The sequence below is a fragment of the Elioraea tepidiphila DSM 17972 genome (assembly GCF_000378465.1).
In the GTDB taxonomy this organism is placed as follows: domain Bacteria; phylum Pseudomonadota; class Alphaproteobacteria; order Acetobacterales; family Acetobacteraceae; genus Elioraea; species Elioraea tepidiphila.
The window spans coordinates 105,482-124,727 of record NZ_KB899910.1; the positions used below are offsets into that span (position 1 = coordinate 105,482).

The window sequence follows — 19,246 nt, forward strand, 5'->3', positions numbered from 1 at the left end:
CCTTGAGCGTTGCCGGGCGGGCAGGATCGCAGGAGTACCCCGGCGCCGTCCACCACGACGCCCGGGCATGGGTCACGCGGTCAGGGCGCGCGCGACTTCAAGAGGTCGCGGATCTCCTCGAGCAGCACCTCGCTCTTCGGCGGCGCGGGGGGGGCGGCCTCCGCCTCCTTCGCCTTGAAGCGGGAGAGCACCTTGATCAGCCAGAAGATCGCGAAGCCGACGATGACGAAGTTGATGATCGCATTGATGAAGGTGCCGATCGCGAGCACGGCCGCCCCGCTCTCGCGCGTCGCCTCCAGCGTCGGCATGCGCTCGCCCGACAGCACGATGAACACGTTCGAGAAGTCGATTCCGCCCATCAGCAGGCCGAGCACCGGGTTGAAGATATCCTTCACCAGGCTGCCCACGATCGCGGTGAAGGCCGCACCGATGATGATGCCCACGGCAAGATCGATGACATTGCCGCGCATGATGAAGGCCTTGAACTCCTTCACCCAGGCCGGCTGTTGGGGCAGCGAAGGCGTCATGTGAGCTCTCCCGTTCAGGCGCCGTCGCTGCGACGCCCCGGCGAATTAAGCGCGCCGTCCAACCGTTGCGCAAGCGCCGCGTCAGCGCAGCGCGCCGTCGCGAACCAGCGCGATATGGCTGCGCAGCTGGTAGAGCGGCTGGGCGTGGGTGAGCGGCACGCGCACGCGCCCGACCCGCTCCTGCAACGCGTCGAGCTCCGCCAGCGCGCGGTGCCGCTCCTCCTCGGTGCCCGCCGCCTTGAGCGCCGTTTCCAGCCGCTTCACATGGCGGTACCAGCGATACACCTTGCGATCGATCTGCCAGCGCCAGAGCGGCGGTGCGATCCGCGAGAGCGGGATGGCGATCGTCAGCAGCGGAATGATCAGCACCCACATCCGCTCGATCCAGACCGCGACCCAGAACGGCAGGTAGCGCTTCAGGAAGCCGGGTCCATGGCGCAGATAGCGGGCGGCGTCGGCATTGAGAGGCCAGTCGGTGGGGTCGGCGGAGGGGAACCGTCCGGCAGGGGCGAAGAGCTGCCGGCCGCGATGGGTCTCGGTGAACGCCTCCATCAGCAGGGCGACGATCTGCGGGTGGATCGCCGCATGCGCGACCACCTCGGCCATCGGCGCAACCATGACGACATTCTCGGACGGCAGATCCTCGGCAAGGTCGATCGCCCCGGCCGGCAGCACGACGCGCGTGAGATAGGGGAAGGCCGCGACATAGGCATCGGCGCGCGGGCCGAAATCGACCAGCGTGACCTCGGGCACGCGCAGCAGATGTGTGATCGCGGCCGTCGGTCGGGCCGAGACGAACACGGCGGCATCCGCCCTGCCCTCGACCAGCGCCTCGGCGGCCGCCATGCCGGCGAGCGGCAGCAGCACGGCGTCGTCCGGCCCGATCCTGTTGGCGGCGAGCAGACGCAGCGCGAGCGCACGCGTGCCGCTGCCCTCCGGGCCGATGGCGATCCTGAGCCCGCGCAGTTCGGCCACGCGCAGGTCCGCCTGCCGGCCGCGCACGAACACCCAGAGCGGCTCGTAGAACACCGCGCCGAGGCTTTCGAGCCCGGGATACTCGGCCTCGCCGCCCACGCCGCCCTGCACCAGGGCGATGTCGACCTCGGGCGGATCGGCGCTCAGCAGGCGGAGGTTCTCGATGGAGCCCGCGGTCGGGCGCAGGCGCAGCGTGATGCCCTCGCGCGCGAGCAGCCGCGCCCAGGCCTCGGCGGCGGCGTGATAGGCACCGCCGGGGGCGGCCGTGGCGACCACGACCTCGCGCGGCGGCGGGGGGGCGACGAAGCGCCAGGCGAATGCGAGGGCGGCGATGACCACCAGGGCGATCAGCGCGTAGACCCACAGGAAGGCGCGAATCGCCGTCCACATGCGGCGAGGCTAGCAGAGCCGCGCGGGCCACAATGCTTCACCTCTTTGCTGATAAAACAGGCGTATCGCCTATAAAGTGTTCATTTATTGCCAGCCTCACGGAGACATGCAGTCAAATTGGGCGCGATCTCCGTGGCACGGGGTTCGCTTTAACACGGAACGCTCGGCGCACAGTCGGGCCATTGGGGCTTCACACGACGACAGGGGGTCACGGCCATGGGCGTGTTCGACGATCCGTTCGATCCGACAGCGCGTCCATGGTCCTGTCCGTGCGGACGACACGCCTCGGCCGCCGAGCACGACGCCGCGCTCGCCTGCGAGCCCGTCACTGACGATGTCGACGCGCTGACCGCCCGCACGGTCGAGACCGCGGTCGCGCGCGCGGTGTTCGGCACCGAGACGCGCCGGCGCGCCTTCCTCGGCCTGGTCGGCGAGGCGACCGCGGCGGCCGCGCTCGCCGCCGCCTTCCCGCTCGCCGCCGCCAGGGAAGCCTTCGCCCAGGCGCCGCGCCGGATCGAGAAGCGCGACCTGAAGGTCGGCTTCATCCCGATCACCTGTGCCACGCCGATCATCATGGCCCACCCGATGGGCTTCTATGCCAAGCACGGGCTGAACGTGGAGGTGATCCGCACCGCCGGCTGGGCGGTGATCCGCGACCGCGCGATCAACCGCGAATACGACGCCGCGCACATGCTCTCGCCCATGCCGCTCGCGATCGCCCTCGGCGTGGGCTCGGCGCCGATCCCCTGGACCATGCCGGCGGTGGAGAACATCAACGGCCAGGCGATCACCCTCGCCAACAAGCATCGCGAGCGGCGCGATCCGAAGGACTGGCGCGGCTTCCGCTTCGCCGTGCCGTTCGACTTCTCGATCCACAACTACCTGCTGCGCTACTACGTCGCCGAGGCCGGGCTGGACCCCGACCGCGACATCCAGATCCGCGCCGTCCCGCCGCCCGAGATGGTCGCCAATCTGCGTGCGGACAACATCGACGGTTTCCTCGGCCCCGATCCGTTCAACCAGCGCGCCGTGTTCGACGGCGTGGGCTTCATCCACATGCTGACCAGGGAGCTGTGGGACGGGCATCCCTGCTGCGCCTTCGCCGTCAGCCGCGAGTTCATCGCGCAGAACCCAGGGACCTACCACGCGCTCCTGCGCGCGATCGTCGAGGCGACCGCGTATTCCTCGAACCCCGCGAACCGGCGCGAGGTGGCGGCCGCGATCGCGCCGCAGAACTATCTCAACCAGCCGCTCACCGTGGTCGAGCAGGTGCTGACAGGCACCTTCGCCGACGGGCTCGGGCGCGTGCAGCGCGTGCCCAACCGGATCGACTTCGACCCGTTCCCCTGGCACTCCATGGCGATCTGGATCCTCACCCAGATGAAGCGCTGGGGACAGATCCGCGGCGACATCGACTATGCCCAGGTGGCCGAGCAGGTGTTCCTCGCCACCGACACGGCCGAGGCGATGCGCGAGCTCGGCCTCTCGCCGCCGGCGGAGACCAGGCGCACGCACGTGATCATGGGCCGGACCTTCGATCCAGCCGATCCCGAAGGCTACCTCGCCTCCTTCGCCATCCGGCGTGTCTGAGGCCGATGCGCGCCACCCGCCCCGTCGCCTCCCTGGCGCTGGCCTGCCTGCTGCTCGCGCTGTTCGTCGGCGCCTGGCAGCTCTCCTCCTCGACAGGGCTCGGCACGGCGGCGGTGGCCGATCCCGAGTACGCCGCCCTGGTCGGCGCGGCGGCGGCGACCGGCGGGCAGACGCCGTTCCCCTCGCCGATCGAGGTCGCGGCACGGATCTGGGAGCACATCACCGATCCGTTCTACGTGCGCGGCACCAACGACCAGGGCATCGGCATCCAGCTCGCCTACAGCCTCGCCCGCGTGCTGGCGGGATTCACGCTCGCCGCACTGCTCGCGATCCCGCTCGGCTTCCTGATCGGCATGAGCCCGCTGCTCTACGGCGCGCTCAATCCGTTCATCCAGGTGCTGCGCCCGATCTCGCCGCTCGCCTGGATGCCGCTCGCGCTCTACACGATCCGCGACAGCTCGGTCAGCTCGATCTTCGTGATCTTCATCTGCTCGGTCTGGCCGATGCTGCTGAACACCGCCTTCGGGGTCGCGACCGTACGCAAGGAGTGGCTGAACGTCGCGCGCACGCTGGAATGCAGCGCGCTGCGCACCGCCTTCCGCGTGATCCTGCCGGCAGCCGCGCCGACCATCATGACGGGGATGCGCATCTCGATCGGCATCGCCTGGCTGGTGATCGTCGCCGCCGAGATGCTCGTGGGCGGCACCGGGATCGGCTACTTCGTCTGGAACCAGTGGAACAACCTCTCGCTCGCCGACATCGTCACGGCGATCCTGCTGATCGGCGTGATCGGGATGGTGCTGGACCAGATCCTGGCGATGGCGACGCGCGCCGTCGCCTACCAGGAGTGAGCGCGTGATGCGCCGACCGTTCGTCAGCGTCGAGGGCATCGCGCGCCGCTTCCCCGGGGTGTCGGGCGCGCCGCCGCAGACCGTGTTCGCCGATCTGTGGTTCGGCATCGAGGAGGGCGAGTTCCTCTGCCTGATCGGCCATTCCGACTGCGGCAAGACCACGATCCTGAACATCCTCGCCGGGCTCGACCACGCGGATGACGGCGCCGTGGTGGTGGCGGGGCGCGAGATCGACGGGCCGAGCCTGGACCGCGCCGTGATCTTCCAGAGCCATGCCCTGCTGCCCTGGCTCTCGGCCGAGGGCAACATCGCCTTCGCCGTGCGCAGCCGACACCCCGACTGGTCGCGCGCGCAGGTGGCGGAGGCGTGCCGGCGCTGGATCGACCTCGTGGGGCTGAGCGCGGCGGCGGCCAAGCGGCCGGCGCAGCTCTCGGGGGGGATGAAGCAGCGCGTCGGGATCGCCCGCGCCCTGGCCGTGAGCCCGAAGATCCTGCTGATGGACGAGCCGTTCTCGGCGCTCGATGCACTGACGCGCGGCACGCTCCAGGAGGAGGTGAACCGGATCGTCGCGGAAACGAAGCTCACCGCCTTCATGATCACCCATGACGTCGATGAGGCGATCCTGCTCGCCGATCGGATCCTGCTGATGACCAACGGCCCGGAGGCGAAGATCGCCGAGGTGATCGTGAATACGCTGCCGCGTCCGCGCACGCGCCACGACATCCACCACCTGCCCGGCTACTACGAGCTGCGCAACCACATCGTCGATTTCCTGATCGACCGCTCCAGACGCCTCGCCGGCGCCATGCCGCCCGAGTGGACCGCGCGCGCGGTGCCGGAGGTGCGCCCCGCCGCGACCGCCGCCACCCGACACGCTGCCGAGAGCGCAGCATCGCCAAGGAGACCTGCATGACCCGTGCCCAACTGACGGAGAAGATCCTCGACATCAAGCGCGAGAACGGCTGGAGCTGGCGCTACATCTGCGACGCGATCGGCGGGATCTCGCCGGTGCTGCTGGTCGGCGCGCTGCTCGGACAGATGAAGCTCGTCAAGCCGCTGGCGAAGAAGGCAGCCGCGTTGTTCGGTCTCTCCGAGGTCGAGGAGCGGATGCTGAACGAGGTGCCGTACCGCGGAACGCCGATGCCGCCCACCGATCCCCTGATCTACCGCTTCTACGAACTGATCATGGTGAACGGTCCCGCGTGGAAGGCCCTGATCGAGGAGGAGTTCGGCGACGGCATCATGAGCGCGATCGATTTCGACATGGAGATCGAACGCCTGCCGCACGAGAAGGGCGACCGGGTGAAAATCACCATGTCGGGCAAGTTCCTGCCCTACAAGTACTACGGGGCCGAACAGGGCCTGCCGGCTTACGGCTTCCGCGAAAGTTGACGGCGGCGATCGCCGGCCCGCGACGCCGGGACGCTCAGCGCGTCGTCCCGGCCCCCCGCAGCCGCGCGCGCAACTCGAATTTCTGGATCTTGCCGGTCGCGGTCTTCGGCAGCGGCCCGAAGGTGACGCGCTTCGGCGCCTTGAAATGCGCCAGCCGCTCGCGGCACCAGGCGATGATCCCGGCCTCGCTCACCTGCCCCTCGGCCTCGGGCTTCAGCGTGACGAAGGCGTGCGGCACCTCGCCCCAGTGCGGGTCGGGTTCGGCCACCACCGCCGCCTCCATCACCTGCGGATGGCGGTACAGCACCTCCTCCACCTCCAGGCTGGAGATGTTCTCGCCGCCGGAGATGACGATGTCCTTGGCGCGGTCCTTCACCTCGATGTAGCCGTCCGGGTGCAGCACGCCGAGATCGCCGGTGCGGAACCAGCCGTCCACGAACACGGCCGCGTTGGCCGTCGGGTTGCGCAGATAGCCCTTCATCACCGTGTTGCCGCGCAGCGTGATCTCGCCAAGTGTGACCCCGTCCGCTGGCACCGGCGCGCCGGTCGCCCGATCGAGCACCGTCGCCTCCTCGAGCGTGGGCAGCGCCACCCCCTGGCGCGCCATGAACGCCGCCTTCTCGGCGAGCGTCATGGCCTCCAGCGCCGGCTGCCAGGCGCAGGCGAGCGAGGGGCCGTAGCACTCGGTCAGCCCGTAGAGATGCACGACCTCGAAGCCGAGCCCCTCCATCGCCGCGATCACCGGCGATGGCGGCGCGGCCCCGCCAGTGGCGACGCGCACGCGATGGGGGAAAGGTCGCCGTTGCTCCGCCGGCGCGTGGATCAGCATATTCAGCACCACGGGCGCGGCGCAGAGATGCGTCACGCCGTGCTCGGCGATCAGGGCGAAGACGCGCGCGGGGTCGACCCGGCGCAGGCACACATGCGTGCCGCCTTGCAGCGTCACCGCCCAGGTATAGGTCCAGCCGTTGCAGTGGAACATCGGCAGCGTCCAGAGATAGACGCTGCGCGGCGAGAGCTCGAAGGCGAGCGCGTTGCCGCAGGCGTTCAGATAGGCGCCGCGGTGATGCACCACCACGCCCTTCGGGTCGCCGGTCGTGCCGGAGGTGTAGGAGAGCGAGATCGCCGCCCACTCGTCCGCCGGCGGAGCGAGCGGGAACGCCGGATCGCCGCCGGCGAGGAAGTCCTCGTAGGGCGTGGCATTGATCGCCGCACCGCCAGGCCCTTCCGCATCGTCCACCACGACGACGCGCGGCGGCGCGGCGAGGCCCTCCAGCGCCGCGGTCGCGAGGGAGGCGAACTCGCGGTCGAGCAGCAGCACCTTGGCGCCCGAGTGATCCAGGATGAAACGCACGGTCGCCGGATCGAGGCGGATGTTGATCGGGCACAGCACGGCCTGCGCGGCCGGCACGCCGACATGCGCCTCCAGCATCTCCGGGATGTTGGGCATCAGCGCCGCGACCACATCGCCTGACGCGACGCCCGCGCCCTTCAGCGCCGAAGCGAGCCGACGGCTGCGCTCCAGGAGGGCGGCATAAGTGACGCGACGGGCGCCGTGGATCACCGCGACGCGATCGGCCCAGACCCGCCCGGCGCGGCGGAGGAACGACACCGGCGAGAGCGGGACGAAGTTCGCGCCCGTTTTCGGCAGGTCGTCATCCATTGTGCTATCCCTTCCCCAAGGCCCTCGGCGCGCTGACGGTCACGCGCGCGCGGGTGATCTCGCCGAGCAGTGCCGCCGCCTCGGCGTGGCGCGGCGTGCCGGGATCGAACGCGCCGGCGCGGATCGCGGTCGCGAAGGCGCGCAGCGGCTCGGCCGCATCGCCGGTGAGCGTTGCCATGCGGGCGCGCGCGTCCGCGATCCAGCCGGGATCCTGCGCGGCCTCACGCGCGGCGATGCCCATCGCGTTCGCAACCATGCGCGCGGCCAGCACCTTGTCCTCCGGCAGGTGCGGCAGGAGTTCCGCGAGCAGCACCTCGCGCGCGATCGCCAGCAGATCCGCACCACACGGCAGCTCACGCATGCGCCCGCGCCTCCGCCATCGCCAGGACCTGCCATTCCAGCTCCGGCACGAGATGGCCGGTGAGCGCCAGTTCCAGGCTTGGCTCCACGCCGGAGAGGTGCCGCTCCGCCTGGTCGAGCGCGATCACCGCCCAGCGGAGATGCGCCGCGAGCTCCCACCACAGCACGCGCGCATGCTCGGGCGGGTGCCCGGAGACCTCGGCATAGCCCTCGTACAGCGCCCCGCGCGGGCCGATCCCGCCCGCCTCCTGCGACACGTTGCCGAAGCGCCAGCAGCGCGCGCAGAGCCAGCCGAGATCGGCATGCGGATCGCCCCAGCCGGCGAACTCCCAGTCGAGCACGGCCGTCACGCCGGCCGTGTCGAGCATGATGTTGCCGGTGCGGAAGTCGTTGTGGCAGAGCACCGGTGCGACCGGCGGCAACGGCTCGCGTTCCAGCGCGCGCAGGCCCCATTCCAGCGCCGGGTGCGGCAGGCGTTGGCGGTCGAGTGCTGCGCGCTGGCCGGCGATGAAGGCCGCGCCGGGATCGCCGGGTGGGTCCCCCAGGAACGCGAGATCGGCGCGCGGCGGGCGGATCGTGTGGATGCGCGCGAGCTCACGGCCGAGCGCGCGCGCGCAGGCTTCGCGCCCCCCGCCGAGCGTGTCGCTCTTCACCACGCGGTGGCCCGCGGCGATGCCGCCGACCCTGCGCATGACGAAGAACGGCGCGCCGATCACCTGCGCATCCGTGCACAGGAACAGCGGCTCGGGCACCGTGACGCCGGCGGCGAAGGCGGCGCGCAACAGGGCAAACTCGGCCGCGCGCCCATGCGACACCGCGAGCGTGGCGGCATTGTCGGTGCGCAGCACCCACGCCTCGGCGGCGCCATCGCGCACCACGTCGACCGCCCAGTTCTGCTGGATGGCCCCGCCCGACAGTCGTGCCATCGCCGTGACGGCAAGCGACGCATCACCGGCGGCAGCGCGCAGCCACATGGCCAGGCGCTCGCGCCGCGCGTCATCCATGCGCGGGCGGTCCCCAGGCGAAGAAGTCGCGGCCCTCGCGGCGCAGCGTGTTAGCCAGTACCATCCGATGCACCTCGGAGGCACCGTCCACCAGCCGCGCCTGGCGCGCGTAGCGGTACATCCACTCGATCACCGTGTCCTTGGAGTAGCCCCTGGCGCCGAGCAACTGCAACGCGGTGTCGACCGCGCGGTGCAGCGCATCCGCGACCACCACCTTCGCCATCGACACCTCCTTGCGCGCGAACCCGCCCTGATCCAGCACCCAGGCCGCCTTCATGGTCAGCAGCCTGCCGATCTCGATCTCCATCGCCGCCTGGCCGATCAGGCCCTGCACGCTCTCGCGCTCGATCAGCTTCAGGCCGAAGGAGTCGCGATGCGCGATGTGATCCATCGCGATCTCCAGCGCGCGGCGCGACAGGCCGAGCCAGCGCATGCAGTGCGTCAGCCGTGCGACGCCGAGGCGCATCTGCGTCAGCTTCAGCCCGTCACCGACATTCAGCAGCCGCTGCTCGTCCGGCACCTCCAGCCCGTCAAAGACGAGCTCGCAATGCCCGCCATGCTCCTCCGGTCCCATGATCGGGATGCGCCGCACGATCGACCACCCCGGCGCCTCGGCATCGAACAGGAAGGCGGAAAGCCCCTTGCGCTCGTCCTCGGAGGTGCGGGCGATGACGATGAAGATGCGCGCCGTGCCGGCGCCGGTGATGAACCATTTGCGCCCGGTGATGCGCCAGCGGTCGGTGCCGACCCGCTCGGCGCGCGTGTAGGTGAGGTTCGGATCCGACCCGCAGCCGTCCGGTTCGGTCATCGCGAAGGCCGACTGCACGGCACCGTCCACGATCGGTTGCAGCCAGCGCGGCTTCATCGCCTCGGGCAGCACGCGCTCCAGCACCATCATGTTGCCGTCGTCCGGGGCGGCGGAGTTGAACACGACGGGGCCGAAGATCGAGCGGTTCATCTCCTCGTAGCAGGCCGCCATGCCGATGCGCGGCAGCCCCCCGCCGCCGCGCTCCTTCGGCATCTGCAAGGCCCAGAGCCCCTCGGCCTTCGCCTGCGCGCGCAGTACCGCCAGCACATGGGGCGCGATGTTCTCGTGCTCGTCGTAGTTGGCGCGGTCGGCTTCCAGCGGGATCAGCCGCTCATCGACGAAGCGACGGATGCGCCGGCGGATCGCGTCGATTTCGGGAGAGAGGGTGAAGTCCATGACGCCTCGCCTCAGAGCGGGTTGATCGAATGGCCGCCATCCACGGTGACGACGCTGCCGGTCATGTGCGCGCCCGCCTCGGAGGCGAGCAGCAGCAGGGGCCCGGCCAGATCCTCGGGCGTGCCCAGGCGGCGCTGCGGGATCCGCCGGATCATCGCCTGCCCCACCTCGGAGGCGAAGACGTCGCGGTTGATCGCGGTCTCGACATAGCCGGGCGCGAGCGCGTTCACGCGGATGCGGTGGCGCGCCCACTCGACCGCGAGCTGGCGCGTGAGCTGGATCAGCCCCGCCTTGGCCGCCGCGTAGCCGGCGACGCCGGAGATCACGCGCGCGCCCAGGATCGAGGCGATGTTGACGATCGCGCCCGGCATCCCGGCGGCGACCAGGCGGCGCGCCGCCGCCTGCGCCACCAGGAAGCAGCCGCGCAGGTTCACATCCTGCACGGCGTCCCACTCGGCCGCGGTCTGGTCGAGCGCCGGCTTGGTGACCGCGACGCCGGCGTTGTTCACGATCACGTCGCAGGGCGCGCCGCATTCCGCCTGCGCGGCATCGAAGGCGGCGGCGATCGCGCCCTCGTCGGTCACGTCCATCGCGACGGAGAACGCGTCCAGCTCCGCCGCGAGCGCGGCGCACGCCTCCGGCCGACGCGCGGCCAGCACGACGCGCGCACCGGCTGCATGCAGGACACGCGCGAACGCGGTGCCCAAAGCGCCCGACGCGCCGGTGACGAGGGCGGTGCGCCCCTTCAGCGAGAACAGCGCGGCAGGATCCGACATCGCCTCCCCTGAGCCGCCGAGGTGCCACGGTTCTCGGGTGCGGGCAATGGCGGGCGCCGCCGGGCCTTGCCCCGGCGCGGGGGGCTTTCTATAGCACCCCCCGCCCTCCCCTTCGAACCACACGGAGTGCCAGGTGGCCGTCACCGAAGCGCCTGCCGCCAATCCCGCGCTTGAGACGATGCGCGCGCTGCTCGAGGAGACCGCCGGCCCCGACCGCGCCATGGCGGACGCGATCCGCGCACTCGCGATCGACGCGGTCGAGGCGGCGAAGTCGGGCCACCCGGGCATGCCGATGGGCATGGCCGATGTCGCGGCCGTGCTCTGGACCCGGTTCCTGAAGTTCGACGCCGCCGACCCGCGCTGGCCCGACCGCGACCGCTTCGTGCTCTCGGCCGGGCACGGCTCGATGCTGCTCTACGCGCTGCTGCACCTGACCGGCCACGAGGGCATGGAGATGGAGGAGCTGCGCAACTTCCGCCAGCTCCACAGCCGCACCGCCGGCCATCCGGAATACGGCGAGCATCCGGGGATCGAGACCACGACGGGGCCGCTCGGCCAGGGCATCGCCACCGCGGTCGGGATGGCGATGGCCGAGCGCATGCTCGCCGCGCGGTTCGGCCGGTCGCTGGTCGATCACCGCACCTGGGTGATCGCCTCGGACGGGGACCTGATGGAGGGGGTGAGCCACGAGGCCGCCTCGCTCGCCGGGCATCTCAAGCTGTCCAAGCTGACGGTGCTCTACGACGACAACGCGATCTCGATCGACGGGCCGACCAGCCTCGCCTACTCGGACGACGCGCTGAAGCGCTTCGCCGCCTATGGCTGGGCGACCAAGCGCATCAACGGCCACGACCCGGCCGAGATCGCCGCCGCGCTCTCCTACGCTGAGCGCGCGGGCAAGCCGACGCTGATCGCCTGCCGCACGATCATCGGCTTCGGCGCCCCGACCAAGGGCGGCAGCGCCGCCACCCATGGCTCGCCGCTCGGCGCGGAGGAGGCGGCCGCGGCCAAGCGGGCACTCGGCTGGGACGCTCCCCCCTTCACCGTGCCGGCCGAAATCGCCCGCGCCTGGCAGGAGGCCGGGCGGCGGGGGGCCAAGGAGCGCATGGCGTGGCTGCGACGCTACCAGCGCTCGCCCCAGCGCGCCGAGTTCGAGCGGGTGATGGCCGGCCGCCTGCCCGACGGTTGGCGCGCCGCCCTCGATGCCTGGAAGGAGGCATGCGCGGCCGAGAAGCCGAAGCTCGCCACCCGCCAGTCGAGCCAGAAGGCGCTGGAGGCGCTCGTCCCGGCGATCCCGGAACTGGTGGGTGGGTCGGCGGACCTTACCGGCTCCAACCTGACCCATGTCAAGGCGATGGGCACGCTCACGCCGCAGAACTGGGCCGGACGGCATATCCATTTCGGCGTGCGCGAGCACGGCATGGGCGCGGCCCTGAACGGCATGGCGCTGCACGGGGGGCTCGTCCCGTATGGCGGCACCTTCCTGGTGTTCAGCGACTACATGCGCCCGGCGATCCGGCTCGCCGCGCTGATGAAGCAGCGCGTGGTCTACGTGTTCACCCATGACTCCATCGGTCTCGGCGAGGACGGGCCGACGCATCAGCCCATCGAGCATCTCGCCGCGCTGCGCGCGATGCCGAACCTGCACGTGTTCCGCCCGGCCGACTCGGTGGAGACGGCGGAGGCCTGGGCGCTGGCGCTGGCCCGCACCGACGGCCCCTCGGCGCTGGCGTTGACCCGCCAGGCGCTGCCCACGGTGCGGACCGCGCATACGCCCGAGAACATGGTGGCGCGCGGCGGCTATGTGCTCGCCGACGCGGAGGGCCAGCGCCAGGCGACTCTGATCGCCTCGGGCAGCGAGGTCGCGATCGCGCTTGCGGCACGCGATGTGCTGCAAGGCCAGGGCGTTCCCACCGCCGTGGTGTCGATGCCCTGCTTCGAGCTCTTCGCCCAGCAGGAGGAGGCGTGGCAGGCCGTCGTGCTCGGCGGCGCGCTCCGCGTCGGCATCGAGGCCGCGTGCGGCTTCGGCTGGGAGCGTTGGCTCGGGCTCTCGGGGATCTTCGTCGGCATGACGGGGTTCGGCGCCTCTGCGCCCTACGAGAAGCTCTACCGGCATTTCGGCATCACGCCGGAAGCCGTGGCGGCGGCGGTGACGCGCCGCCTGTCGTGAATCCGGAGGAAGGAGACCAGCCATGGCGGTGAAGGTTGCGATCAACGGCTTCGGCCGGATCGGTCGGCTCGTGCTGCGCGCGATCGTCGAGTCCGGGCGGAGCGATGTGGAATGCGTGCTGGTCAACGACCTCGGCTCGGTCGAGGCGAACGCGCACCTGTTCCGCTACGACTCGGTCCATGGCCGCTTCCCAGGCACGGTCGAGGTCTCAGGCGACACCATGACCATCCGCCATGGCGGCCGCACGCTCGGGCCCATCAAGGTCACGGCCGAGCGCGATCCTGGCAAGCTGCCGCTCAAGAATGTCGATGTGGCAATGGAATGCACGGGAATCTTCACCTCGAAGGAGAAGGTCCAACCCCTGCTCGCGGCGGGCGCGCGCAAGGTGCTGATCTCCGCCCCGGGCGACGGCGCGGACGCCACGGTGGTCTATGGCGTGAACCACGACGTCATCACCAAGGACATGACGGTGGTCTCCAATGCGTCCTGCACGACCAACTGCCTCGCCCCCATGGTGAAGGTGCTGCACGAGGCGTTCGGGGTCGAGCGCGGCTACATGGTGACCATCCACGCCTACACGGGCGACCAGAACACCGTCGATACGCTGCACAAGGACCTGCACCGGGCGCGCGCGGCCGCGGTGAACATCATCCCGACCACCACCGGGGCGGCGCGCGCGGTCGGGCTCGTCATGCCCGACCTCAAGGGCAAGCTCGACGGCACCGCCGTGCGGGTGCCCACGCCGAATGTCTCGCTCGTCTCGCTGGATGCCAACCTGAAGCGCGCCGTCACCAAGGACGAGGTGAATGCGGCGATGAAGGCCGCGTCCGACGGGCCGATGAAGGGCATCCTCGACTACTCGACCGAGAAGCTCGTCTCGTCCGACTTCAACCACTCCCCCGCGTCCTGCACCTTCGACGCGACCCAGACCGCGGTGATCGAGGGGAGCCTGGTGCGCGTGATGGGCTGGTACGACAACGAGTGGGGGTTCTCGAACCGCATGAGCGACACGGCGGCGCTGCTGGGCAGGCTCTGATGCCGGCGTTCCGCACCCTCGATGCGCTGGAGGCGCGCGGCCGGCGGGTGCTGCTGCGCGCCGACCTGAACGTGCCGATGCAGGACGGAAAGGTCAGCGATCTCACGCGGTTGGAGCGGCTCTCGCCCACCATCCGTGAGCTGGCCGAGAAGGGCGCGAAGGTGGTGGTGCTGAGCCATTTCGACCGGCCGAAGGGCAAGCGCGTGCCCGAGATGTCACTCCGGCCCGTGGCCGAGGCGCTCGGAAGCGTGCTCGGCCGTCCGGTCGGCTTCGCCGAGGACTGCATTGGCCCCGAGGCCGAGGCCGTGGTCGCCGCGATGCGGCCGGGCGACGTGGTGGTGCTGGAGAACACGCGCTTCCACCCCGGCGAGGAGAAGAACGACCCGGCGCTGGCGGATGCGATCGCCAGGCTCGGCGACGCGTACGTGAACGACGCCTTCTCGGCCGCGCACCGCGCCCATGCCACCACCGAGGCGCTGGCGCATCGGCTGCCGGCCTATGCCGGACGGCTGATGCAGGCGGAGCTCGAGGCCCTGGAGAAGGCGCTGGGGAACCCGGCGCGCCCCGTCGCCGCGATCGTCGGCGGCGCCAAGGTCAGCACCAAGCTCGACCTGCTCGGCAACCTGGTCGGGCGGGTGAACCACCTGATCATCGGCGGGGCGATGGCGAACACCTTCCTCGCCGCGCGCGGCGTCGCGGTGGGCAAGAGCCTCCAGGAGGCCGAGCTGCACGACACCGCGCGCGGGATCGAGGAGAAGGCCCGCGCAGCCGGCTGCGCGATCCTGCTGCCGGTGGACGCCGTGGTGGCGCGCGCGTTCCGCGCCGGCGCGCCGTCCGAGACGGTGATGGTCGATGCGGTGCCGGCGGAGGCGATGATCCTCGATGTCGGTCCCCTGACCACGGCCAGCATTCTCGACTGCCTGTCGGAGTGCCGCACGCTGGTGTGGAACGGCCCGCTCGGCGCCTTCGAGACTCCGCCCTTCGACGCCGCCACCGTGCGGGTGGCCAAGGGGGTCGCGGGGCTGACCAAGGCCGGGCAGCTGCTGTCGGTCGCGGGCGGAGGCGATACGGTCGCGGCGCTGCGCCACGCCGGGGTGGTCGACGACCTCAGCTACGTCTCGGCCGCGGGCGGGGCGTTCCTGGAGTGGCTGGAGGGCAAGACCCTGCCGGGGGTGGCGGCGCTCGCGGCCTGATCGCTACCGCGCCGCCTTCCGGCCATCGAGGCGCTGGCGCACCGGCACCAGCCCCGCGACCGTCGCCGCCGCAAAGACCGCGCCCGCGACGAAGGTCCCGGCCGGGCCGACCCAGTCCCAGAGCGCGCCGGCGATCACGCTCGCTGCCAGCATCGCGAGCCCCGTGACCAGGTTGAACATCCCGTAGGCCGTGCCGCGCAGTTCCGCCGGCGCGGCATCGGCGACCAGGGTTGCCAGCAGCCCCTGCGTGAACCCCATGTGCAGCCCCCACAGCACCACGCCGCAGGCGATCCCGACCAGCCCCGGGGCGAAGGCCAGCGCCAGATCGGCCCCGATCAGCAGGCCGAGCCCGACGATCAGCAGCGCGACGCGATCCATGCGATCGGAGAGCGCACCGACCGGATAGGCCGACGCCGCATAGGCGATGTTCATCACCACCAGCACAGCCGGCACAAGCATCAGCGGCAGCCCGGCCGACTCCGCGCGGAGGATCAGGAAGGCCTCGCTGAACCGCGCCAGGGTGAACACCGACGCCACCGTGACGACCCACCAGTAGGCGGACCCGAGCTGCGCCAGTTCCGCCCGGCTCAAGGGGTTGCGGACCGCGCGCGCGACCGGCGGCCGCTCGGGCTCGTGCACCGCGAACACGATCAAGCCGAAGGCGAGGAAGGCCGGGATCACGGCGACCCAGAACACCGAGACGAAGTCGTCGGCGAACAGCGCCATCAGGCCGATCCCGAGCAGCGGCCCAAGGAACGCGCCGACCGTGTCGAGCGCTTGGCGCAGGCCGAAGCTCGCGCCGCGCAGCTCGGGCGGGCTGAGATCGGCCACCAGCGCATCCCGCGGCGCGCCGCGGATGCCCTTGCCGACCCGGTCGGTGAACCGTGCCGCGACCAGCCAGCCGATCGTCGGGGCGAGCGGGAAGATCGGCTTGGTGAAGGCCGCGAGCCCGTAGCCGAGGGCCGCGAGCTCCTTGCGCCGGCCCAGCCGGTCGCTGAGCGCGCCGGAGAAGATCTTGGTGATCGCGGCCGTGGCCTCGGCGATCCCCTCGATGATGCCGACCGTGAGCGCCGTCGCCCCCAGCCCGACCACCAGATAGACCGGCAGCAGGGCGTGGATCATCTCCGAGGAGGTGTCCATCAGCAGCGAGACGAAGCCGAGCGCCCAGATGCTCGACGGGATGCGGCGCCAGGCGGCGGTGCGCAGCGGCAGGGTGGCGTCGGTCATGAGAGGTCGCGCGGTGCCGCGCTCAGGTCCAGCGCCGGCTCTCGCGGATCGCCTCGGCGCGGGAGACGCCGATATCCGCGAGCTGATGATCGTCGAGCGCGGCCAAGGCGGCACGCTGCTGCTGACGCACGACCCAGGCGACGGCGCGCGCGACCAGGGTCGGGCCCGACTCGTCGTGCGGCAGGGGGGCGAAGGCCGAGCGAAGCGCAGCCGCGAGCGTCACGCCCGCGCCCCCGCGCGCATCCATGGGTGACATCCTCATGGTTCCCTCACCGGTTCTCGTCATGCGCGTCGAACACGCGCTGGGCATAGGCATCCAGGATCGCCTCGCACGCCTTGAGCCGCTGTTCGGCCTCCGGCCGCAGGGGCGCGCCGTAGAAGTCGAGTTTCCTGATCTTGTCGAGCCAGCCCTGGAGCTTCTTCAGGTCGACGTCGTTCTCCTCGAGCTCGGCATAGGTGTAGTGGCCGGCCGCCTCCTCCTTCGCGACCTCACGCTCGAAGTCGTCGCACTTGTCGAGGAACTCCCGGTACTCCTCGTCGCGATCCGCCTTGAACCGCGACAGCACCTTCTCCTCCTGGCCGCGGTCGAGCGCGAGGGTCTCCAGGATCACCGCCTCGCCGTTCATCGCGGCGACATCGTTCTCGATCATCTTGAGCTGGCGGACGTGCTCGTCCGATTTCGGCAGGAGACAGACGCCGCTTTGCAGGTAGACCGCCCCGAGCCCCTTGAGCCGCCGCCACAGCGCGACGCGCTTGCGGGCGGGTTCAGGCGGAACCTTGTACACCAGCAGCAGCCAGACCGTAGTCATGGATCACTTTTGACGTAACGGTGGTTACATGTCAACCGTCAGGACGACGGCGGGCGGGCCCCGCGCGCAGGGTTCGCGCCCTCCCCGGTCCCTGCTATGTCTGCCCGGAAACCTGAAGGACGATCTCATGCCCGCCTATCGTTCCCGCACCACCACCCATGGCCGCAACATGGCCGGCGCCCGCGGCCTCTGGCGCGCGACCGGCATGCGTGACGAGGATTTCGGCAAGCCGATCATCGCGATCGCCAACTCCTTCACCCAGTTCGTGCCGGGCCACGTGCACCTGAAGGATCTCGGCCAGCTGGTCGCGCGCGAGATCGAGCGGGCCGGCGGTGTCGCGAAGGAGTTCAACACCATCGCGGTCGATGACGGCATCGCGATGGGCCATGACGGCATGCTCTACAGCCTGCCCTCGCGCGAGCTGATCGCCGATGCGGTCGAATACATGGTGAACGCGCATTGCGCCGATGCGCTGGTGTGCATCTCCAACTGCGACAAGATCACGCCGGGGATGCTGATGGCGGCGATGCGCCTGAACATCCCGACCGTGTTCGTCTCCGGCGGGCCGATGGAGGCCGGCAAGGTGGTGCATCGCGGCGAGACGCGCGCGATCGACCTGATCGATGCGATGATCGTCGCCGCCGACAGCTCCGTCACCGACGAGGAGGTGGCGGTGATCGAGCGCTCGGCCTGCCCGACCTGCGGCTCGTGCTCGGGGATGTTCACCGCGAACTCGATGAACTGTCTGACCGAGGCGCTCGGGCTCGCGCTGCCGGGCAACGGCACGGTGGTGGCCACACACGCCGACCGCAAGCGCCTGTTCCTCGAGGCGGGGCGGCGCATCGTCGAGATCACCCGCCGCTGGTACGAGACCGAGGACCGCTCGGTGCTGCCGCGGTCGATCGCCTCCTTCGCCGCGTTCGAGAACGCGATGACGCTCGACATCGCCATGGGCGGCTCGACCAACACGGTGCTGCATCTGCTCGCCGCCGCGCAGGAGGGCGGGGTGGATTTCACCATGGCCGACATCGACCGGCTCTCGCGCCGCGTGCCGGTGCTGTGCAAGGTCGCACCCTCGGTCGTGAACGTGCATGTCGAGGACGTCCATCGCGCGGGCGGGATCATGGGGATCCTCGGCGAGCTCGACCGCGCGGGGCTGCTCGACACCTCGGTCAGCCGCGTCGATGCGCCCACGCTCGCCGAGGCGCTGGAGCAGTGGGACGTGCGCCGCACCGCGAACGAAACGGTGCACAGCTTCTTCCGCGCCGCCCCGGGCGGCATCCCGACCACCGTCGCGTTCAGCCAGGAAAGCCGGTGGAAGACGCTCGATCTCGACCGCGAGACGGGCGTGATCCGCGACGCGGTACACGCCTTCTCGAAGGATGGCGGGCTCGCGGTGCTCTACGGCAACATCGCCGAGGAGGGCTCGATCGTGAAGACCGCCGGGGTGGATGCGAGCATCCTGACCTTCGCCGGCCCCGCGCGCGTGTTCGAGAGCCAGGAGGCCGCTGTCGCGGGCATTCTCGGCGGAGAGGTCGTGCCGGGCGATGTCGTCGTGGTGCGCTACGAGGGACCGAAGGGCGGGCCCGGCATGCAGGAGATGCTCTATCCGACCAGCTACCTGAAGTCGAAGGGGCTCGGGAAGGTCTGCGCGCTGGTCACCGACGGGCGCTTCTCGGGCGGCAGTTCGGGGCTGTCGATCGGCCATGTCTCGCCCGAGGCGGCCGAGGGCGGAACGATCGGGCTCGTTCAGGACGGCGACCGGATCGAGATCGACATTCCCAGGCGCTCGATCCGGCTCGCGGTGGATGAGGGCGAACTCGCGCGGCGGCGCGCGGCGATGGAGGCGCGCGGCGAGGCGGCGTGGCAGCCCTTGCACCGCGAGCGGAAGGTTTCGGCAGCGCTGCAGGCCTACGCGGCACTGACCACCAGTGCGGCGCGCGGCGCGGTGCGCGATGTCGGCCAGCTCCGCCGCGCCCGCGCCACGCGCGCCCCGGCGCCGGCCAAATAGCGGACCGACCGGCTCTCCGCGGATGCACCGACCACGCAGCGCGTTCCAGTGTGTCCGGGCGGATGCAT

Annotated in this window: 18 protein-coding genes; 8 read left to right on the forward strand and 10 right to left on the reverse strand. The window is 70.8% G+C overall.

Going from position 1 to position 19,246, the window contains the following annotated elements:
- Positions 1-80: 80 nt before the first annotated feature.
- Together mscL and F563_RS0100370 are read right to left on the reverse strand one after the other, a co-directional pair.
- The gene (gene mscL / locus F563_RS0100365) at positions 81-527 is read right to left on the reverse strand and encodes a large conductance mechanosensitive channel protein MscL (protein ID WP_019012644.1); all 447 of its coding nucleotides are present in this window, start codon (positions 525-527) and stop codon (positions 81-83) included.
- A gap of 81 nt (positions 528-608) precedes the next feature.
- The gene (locus F563_RS0100370) at positions 609-1,892 is read right to left on the reverse strand and encodes a TAXI family TRAP transporter solute-binding subunit (RefSeq protein WP_019012645.1); all 1,284 of its coding nucleotides are present in this window, start codon (positions 1,890-1,892) and stop codon (positions 609-611) included.
- Positions 1,893-2,108: 216 nt separating this feature from the next.
- Here F563_RS0100370 and F563_RS0100375 point away from each other — a divergent pair, with 216 nt between their 5' ends.
- From F563_RS0100375 to cynS, 4 genes are read left to right on the forward strand one after another with little or no spacing between them, the layout of a single operon-like run.
- Complete coding sequence (locus F563_RS0100375; RefSeq protein ID WP_019012646.1) at positions 2,109-3,482, forward strand: CmpA/NrtA family ABC transporter substrate-binding protein; 1,374 nt, start codon at positions 2,109-2,111, stop codon at positions 3,480-3,482.
- Between the two features lie 5 nt (positions 3,483-3,487).
- Entirely contained in the window at positions 3,488-4,333 is an 846-nt protein-coding gene (ntrB, locus tag F563_RS0100380) for a nitrate ABC transporter permease (protein WP_019012647.1), read from the forward strand.
- 7 nt (positions 4,334-4,340) lie between these two features.
- The gene (locus tag F563_RS0100385; RefSeq protein WP_019012648.1) at positions 4,341-5,246 is read left to right on the forward strand and encodes an ABC transporter ATP-binding protein; all 906 of its coding nucleotides are present in this window, start codon (positions 4,341-4,343) and stop codon (positions 5,244-5,246) included.
- Positions 5,243-5,725, forward strand: coding sequence for a cyanase (cynS, locus tag F563_RS21025; RefSeq protein ID WP_019012649.1), 483 nt, complete (start codon positions 5,243-5,245; stop codon positions 5,723-5,725). Before F563_RS0100385 ends, cynS begins: the two co-directional genes overlap by 4 nt.
- 34 nt (positions 5,726-5,759) lie before the next feature.
- Here the strand turns inward: cynS and F563_RS0100395 are convergent, their stop codons facing one another.
- From F563_RS0100395 to F563_RS0100415, 5 genes are read right to left on the reverse strand one after another with little or no spacing between them, the layout of a single operon-like run.
- The gene (locus F563_RS0100395; protein ID WP_019012650.1) at positions 5,760-7,388 is read right to left on the reverse strand and encodes an AMP-binding protein; all 1,629 of its coding nucleotides are present in this window, start codon (positions 7,386-7,388) and stop codon (positions 5,760-5,762) included.
- 4 nt (positions 7,389-7,392) lie between these two features.
- A complete protein-coding gene (locus tag F563_RS0100400) occupies positions 7,393-7,749 on the reverse strand; it encodes a DUF6285 domain-containing protein (RefSeq protein ID WP_019012651.1) in 357 nt (118 codons plus the stop codon).
- A complete protein-coding gene (locus tag F563_RS0100405; protein WP_019012652.1) occupies positions 7,742-8,752 on the reverse strand; it encodes a phosphotransferase family protein in 1,011 nt (336 codons plus the stop codon). Before F563_RS0100405 ends, F563_RS0100400 begins: the two co-directional genes overlap by 8 nt.
- Complete coding sequence (locus F563_RS0100410; RefSeq protein WP_019012653.1) at positions 8,745-9,956, reverse strand: acyl-CoA dehydrogenase family protein; 1,212 nt, start codon at positions 9,954-9,956, stop codon at positions 8,745-8,747. Before F563_RS0100410 ends, F563_RS0100405 begins: the two co-directional genes overlap by 8 nt.
- A gap of 11 nt (positions 9,957-9,967) precedes the next feature.
- Entirely contained in the window at positions 9,968-10,732 is a 765-nt protein-coding gene (locus F563_RS0100415) for an SDR family NAD(P)-dependent oxidoreductase (RefSeq protein WP_019012654.1), read from the reverse strand.
- A 133-nt stretch (positions 10,733-10,865) separates the two neighbouring features.
- Between F563_RS0100415 and tkt the strand changes: the two genes are divergently transcribed.
- The 3 genes from tkt to F563_RS0100430 are packed head-to-tail and all read left to right on the forward strand — an operon-like array spanning position 10,866 to position 15,131.
- Positions 10,866-12,902 carry a transketolase gene (gene tkt, locus F563_RS0100420; RefSeq protein WP_019012655.1) on the forward strand — a complete coding sequence of 679 codons (2,037 nt, stop codon included), beginning with the start codon at positions 10,866-10,868 and terminating at the stop codon, positions 12,900-12,902.
- Positions 12,903-12,924: 22 nt separating this feature from the next.
- The gene (gene gap, locus F563_RS0100425) at positions 12,925-13,938 is read left to right on the forward strand and encodes a type I glyceraldehyde-3-phosphate dehydrogenase (protein WP_019012656.1); all 1,014 of its coding nucleotides are present in this window, start codon (positions 12,925-12,927) and stop codon (positions 13,936-13,938) included.
- Positions 13,938-15,131 (forward strand): phosphoglycerate kinase, encoded by a 1,194-nt coding sequence (locus tag F563_RS0100430; protein WP_019012657.1) that lies wholly within the window; start codon positions 13,938-13,940, stop codon positions 15,129-15,131. Before gap ends, F563_RS0100430 begins: the two co-directional genes overlap by 1 nt.
- 3 nt (positions 15,132-15,134) lie before the next feature.
- Here the strand turns inward: F563_RS0100430 and F563_RS0100435 are convergent, their stop codons facing one another.
- Genes F563_RS0100435 through F563_RS0100445 form a run of 3 tightly spaced genes read right to left on the reverse strand, consistent with a single transcriptional unit; the run spans position 15,135 to position 17,167 of the window.
- Positions 15,135-16,358 (reverse strand): MFS transporter, encoded by a 1,224-nt coding sequence (locus tag F563_RS0100435; RefSeq protein ID WP_019012658.1) that lies wholly within the window; start codon positions 16,356-16,358, stop codon positions 15,135-15,137.
- 22 nt (positions 16,359-16,380) lie between these two features.
- Positions 16,381-16,605, reverse strand: coding sequence for a DUF1127 domain-containing protein (locus tag F563_RS21030; protein ID WP_019012659.1), 225 nt, complete (start codon positions 16,603-16,605; stop codon positions 16,381-16,383).
- Between the two features lie 22 nt (positions 16,606-16,627).
- On the reverse strand, positions 16,628-17,167 hold the full coding sequence (locus tag F563_RS0100445) for a Chromate resistance protein ChrB (RefSeq protein WP_019012660.1): 540 nt from the start codon (positions 17,165-17,167) through the stop codon (positions 16,628-16,630).
- Between the two features lie 127 nt (positions 17,168-17,294).
- Here F563_RS0100445 and ilvD point away from each other — a divergent pair, with 127 nt between their 5' ends.
- Positions 17,295-19,178, forward strand: coding sequence for a dihydroxy-acid dehydratase (ilvD, locus tag F563_RS0100450; RefSeq protein ID WP_019012661.1), 1,884 nt, complete (start codon positions 17,295-17,297; stop codon positions 19,176-19,178).
- Positions 19,179-19,246: the final 68 nt, after the last annotated feature.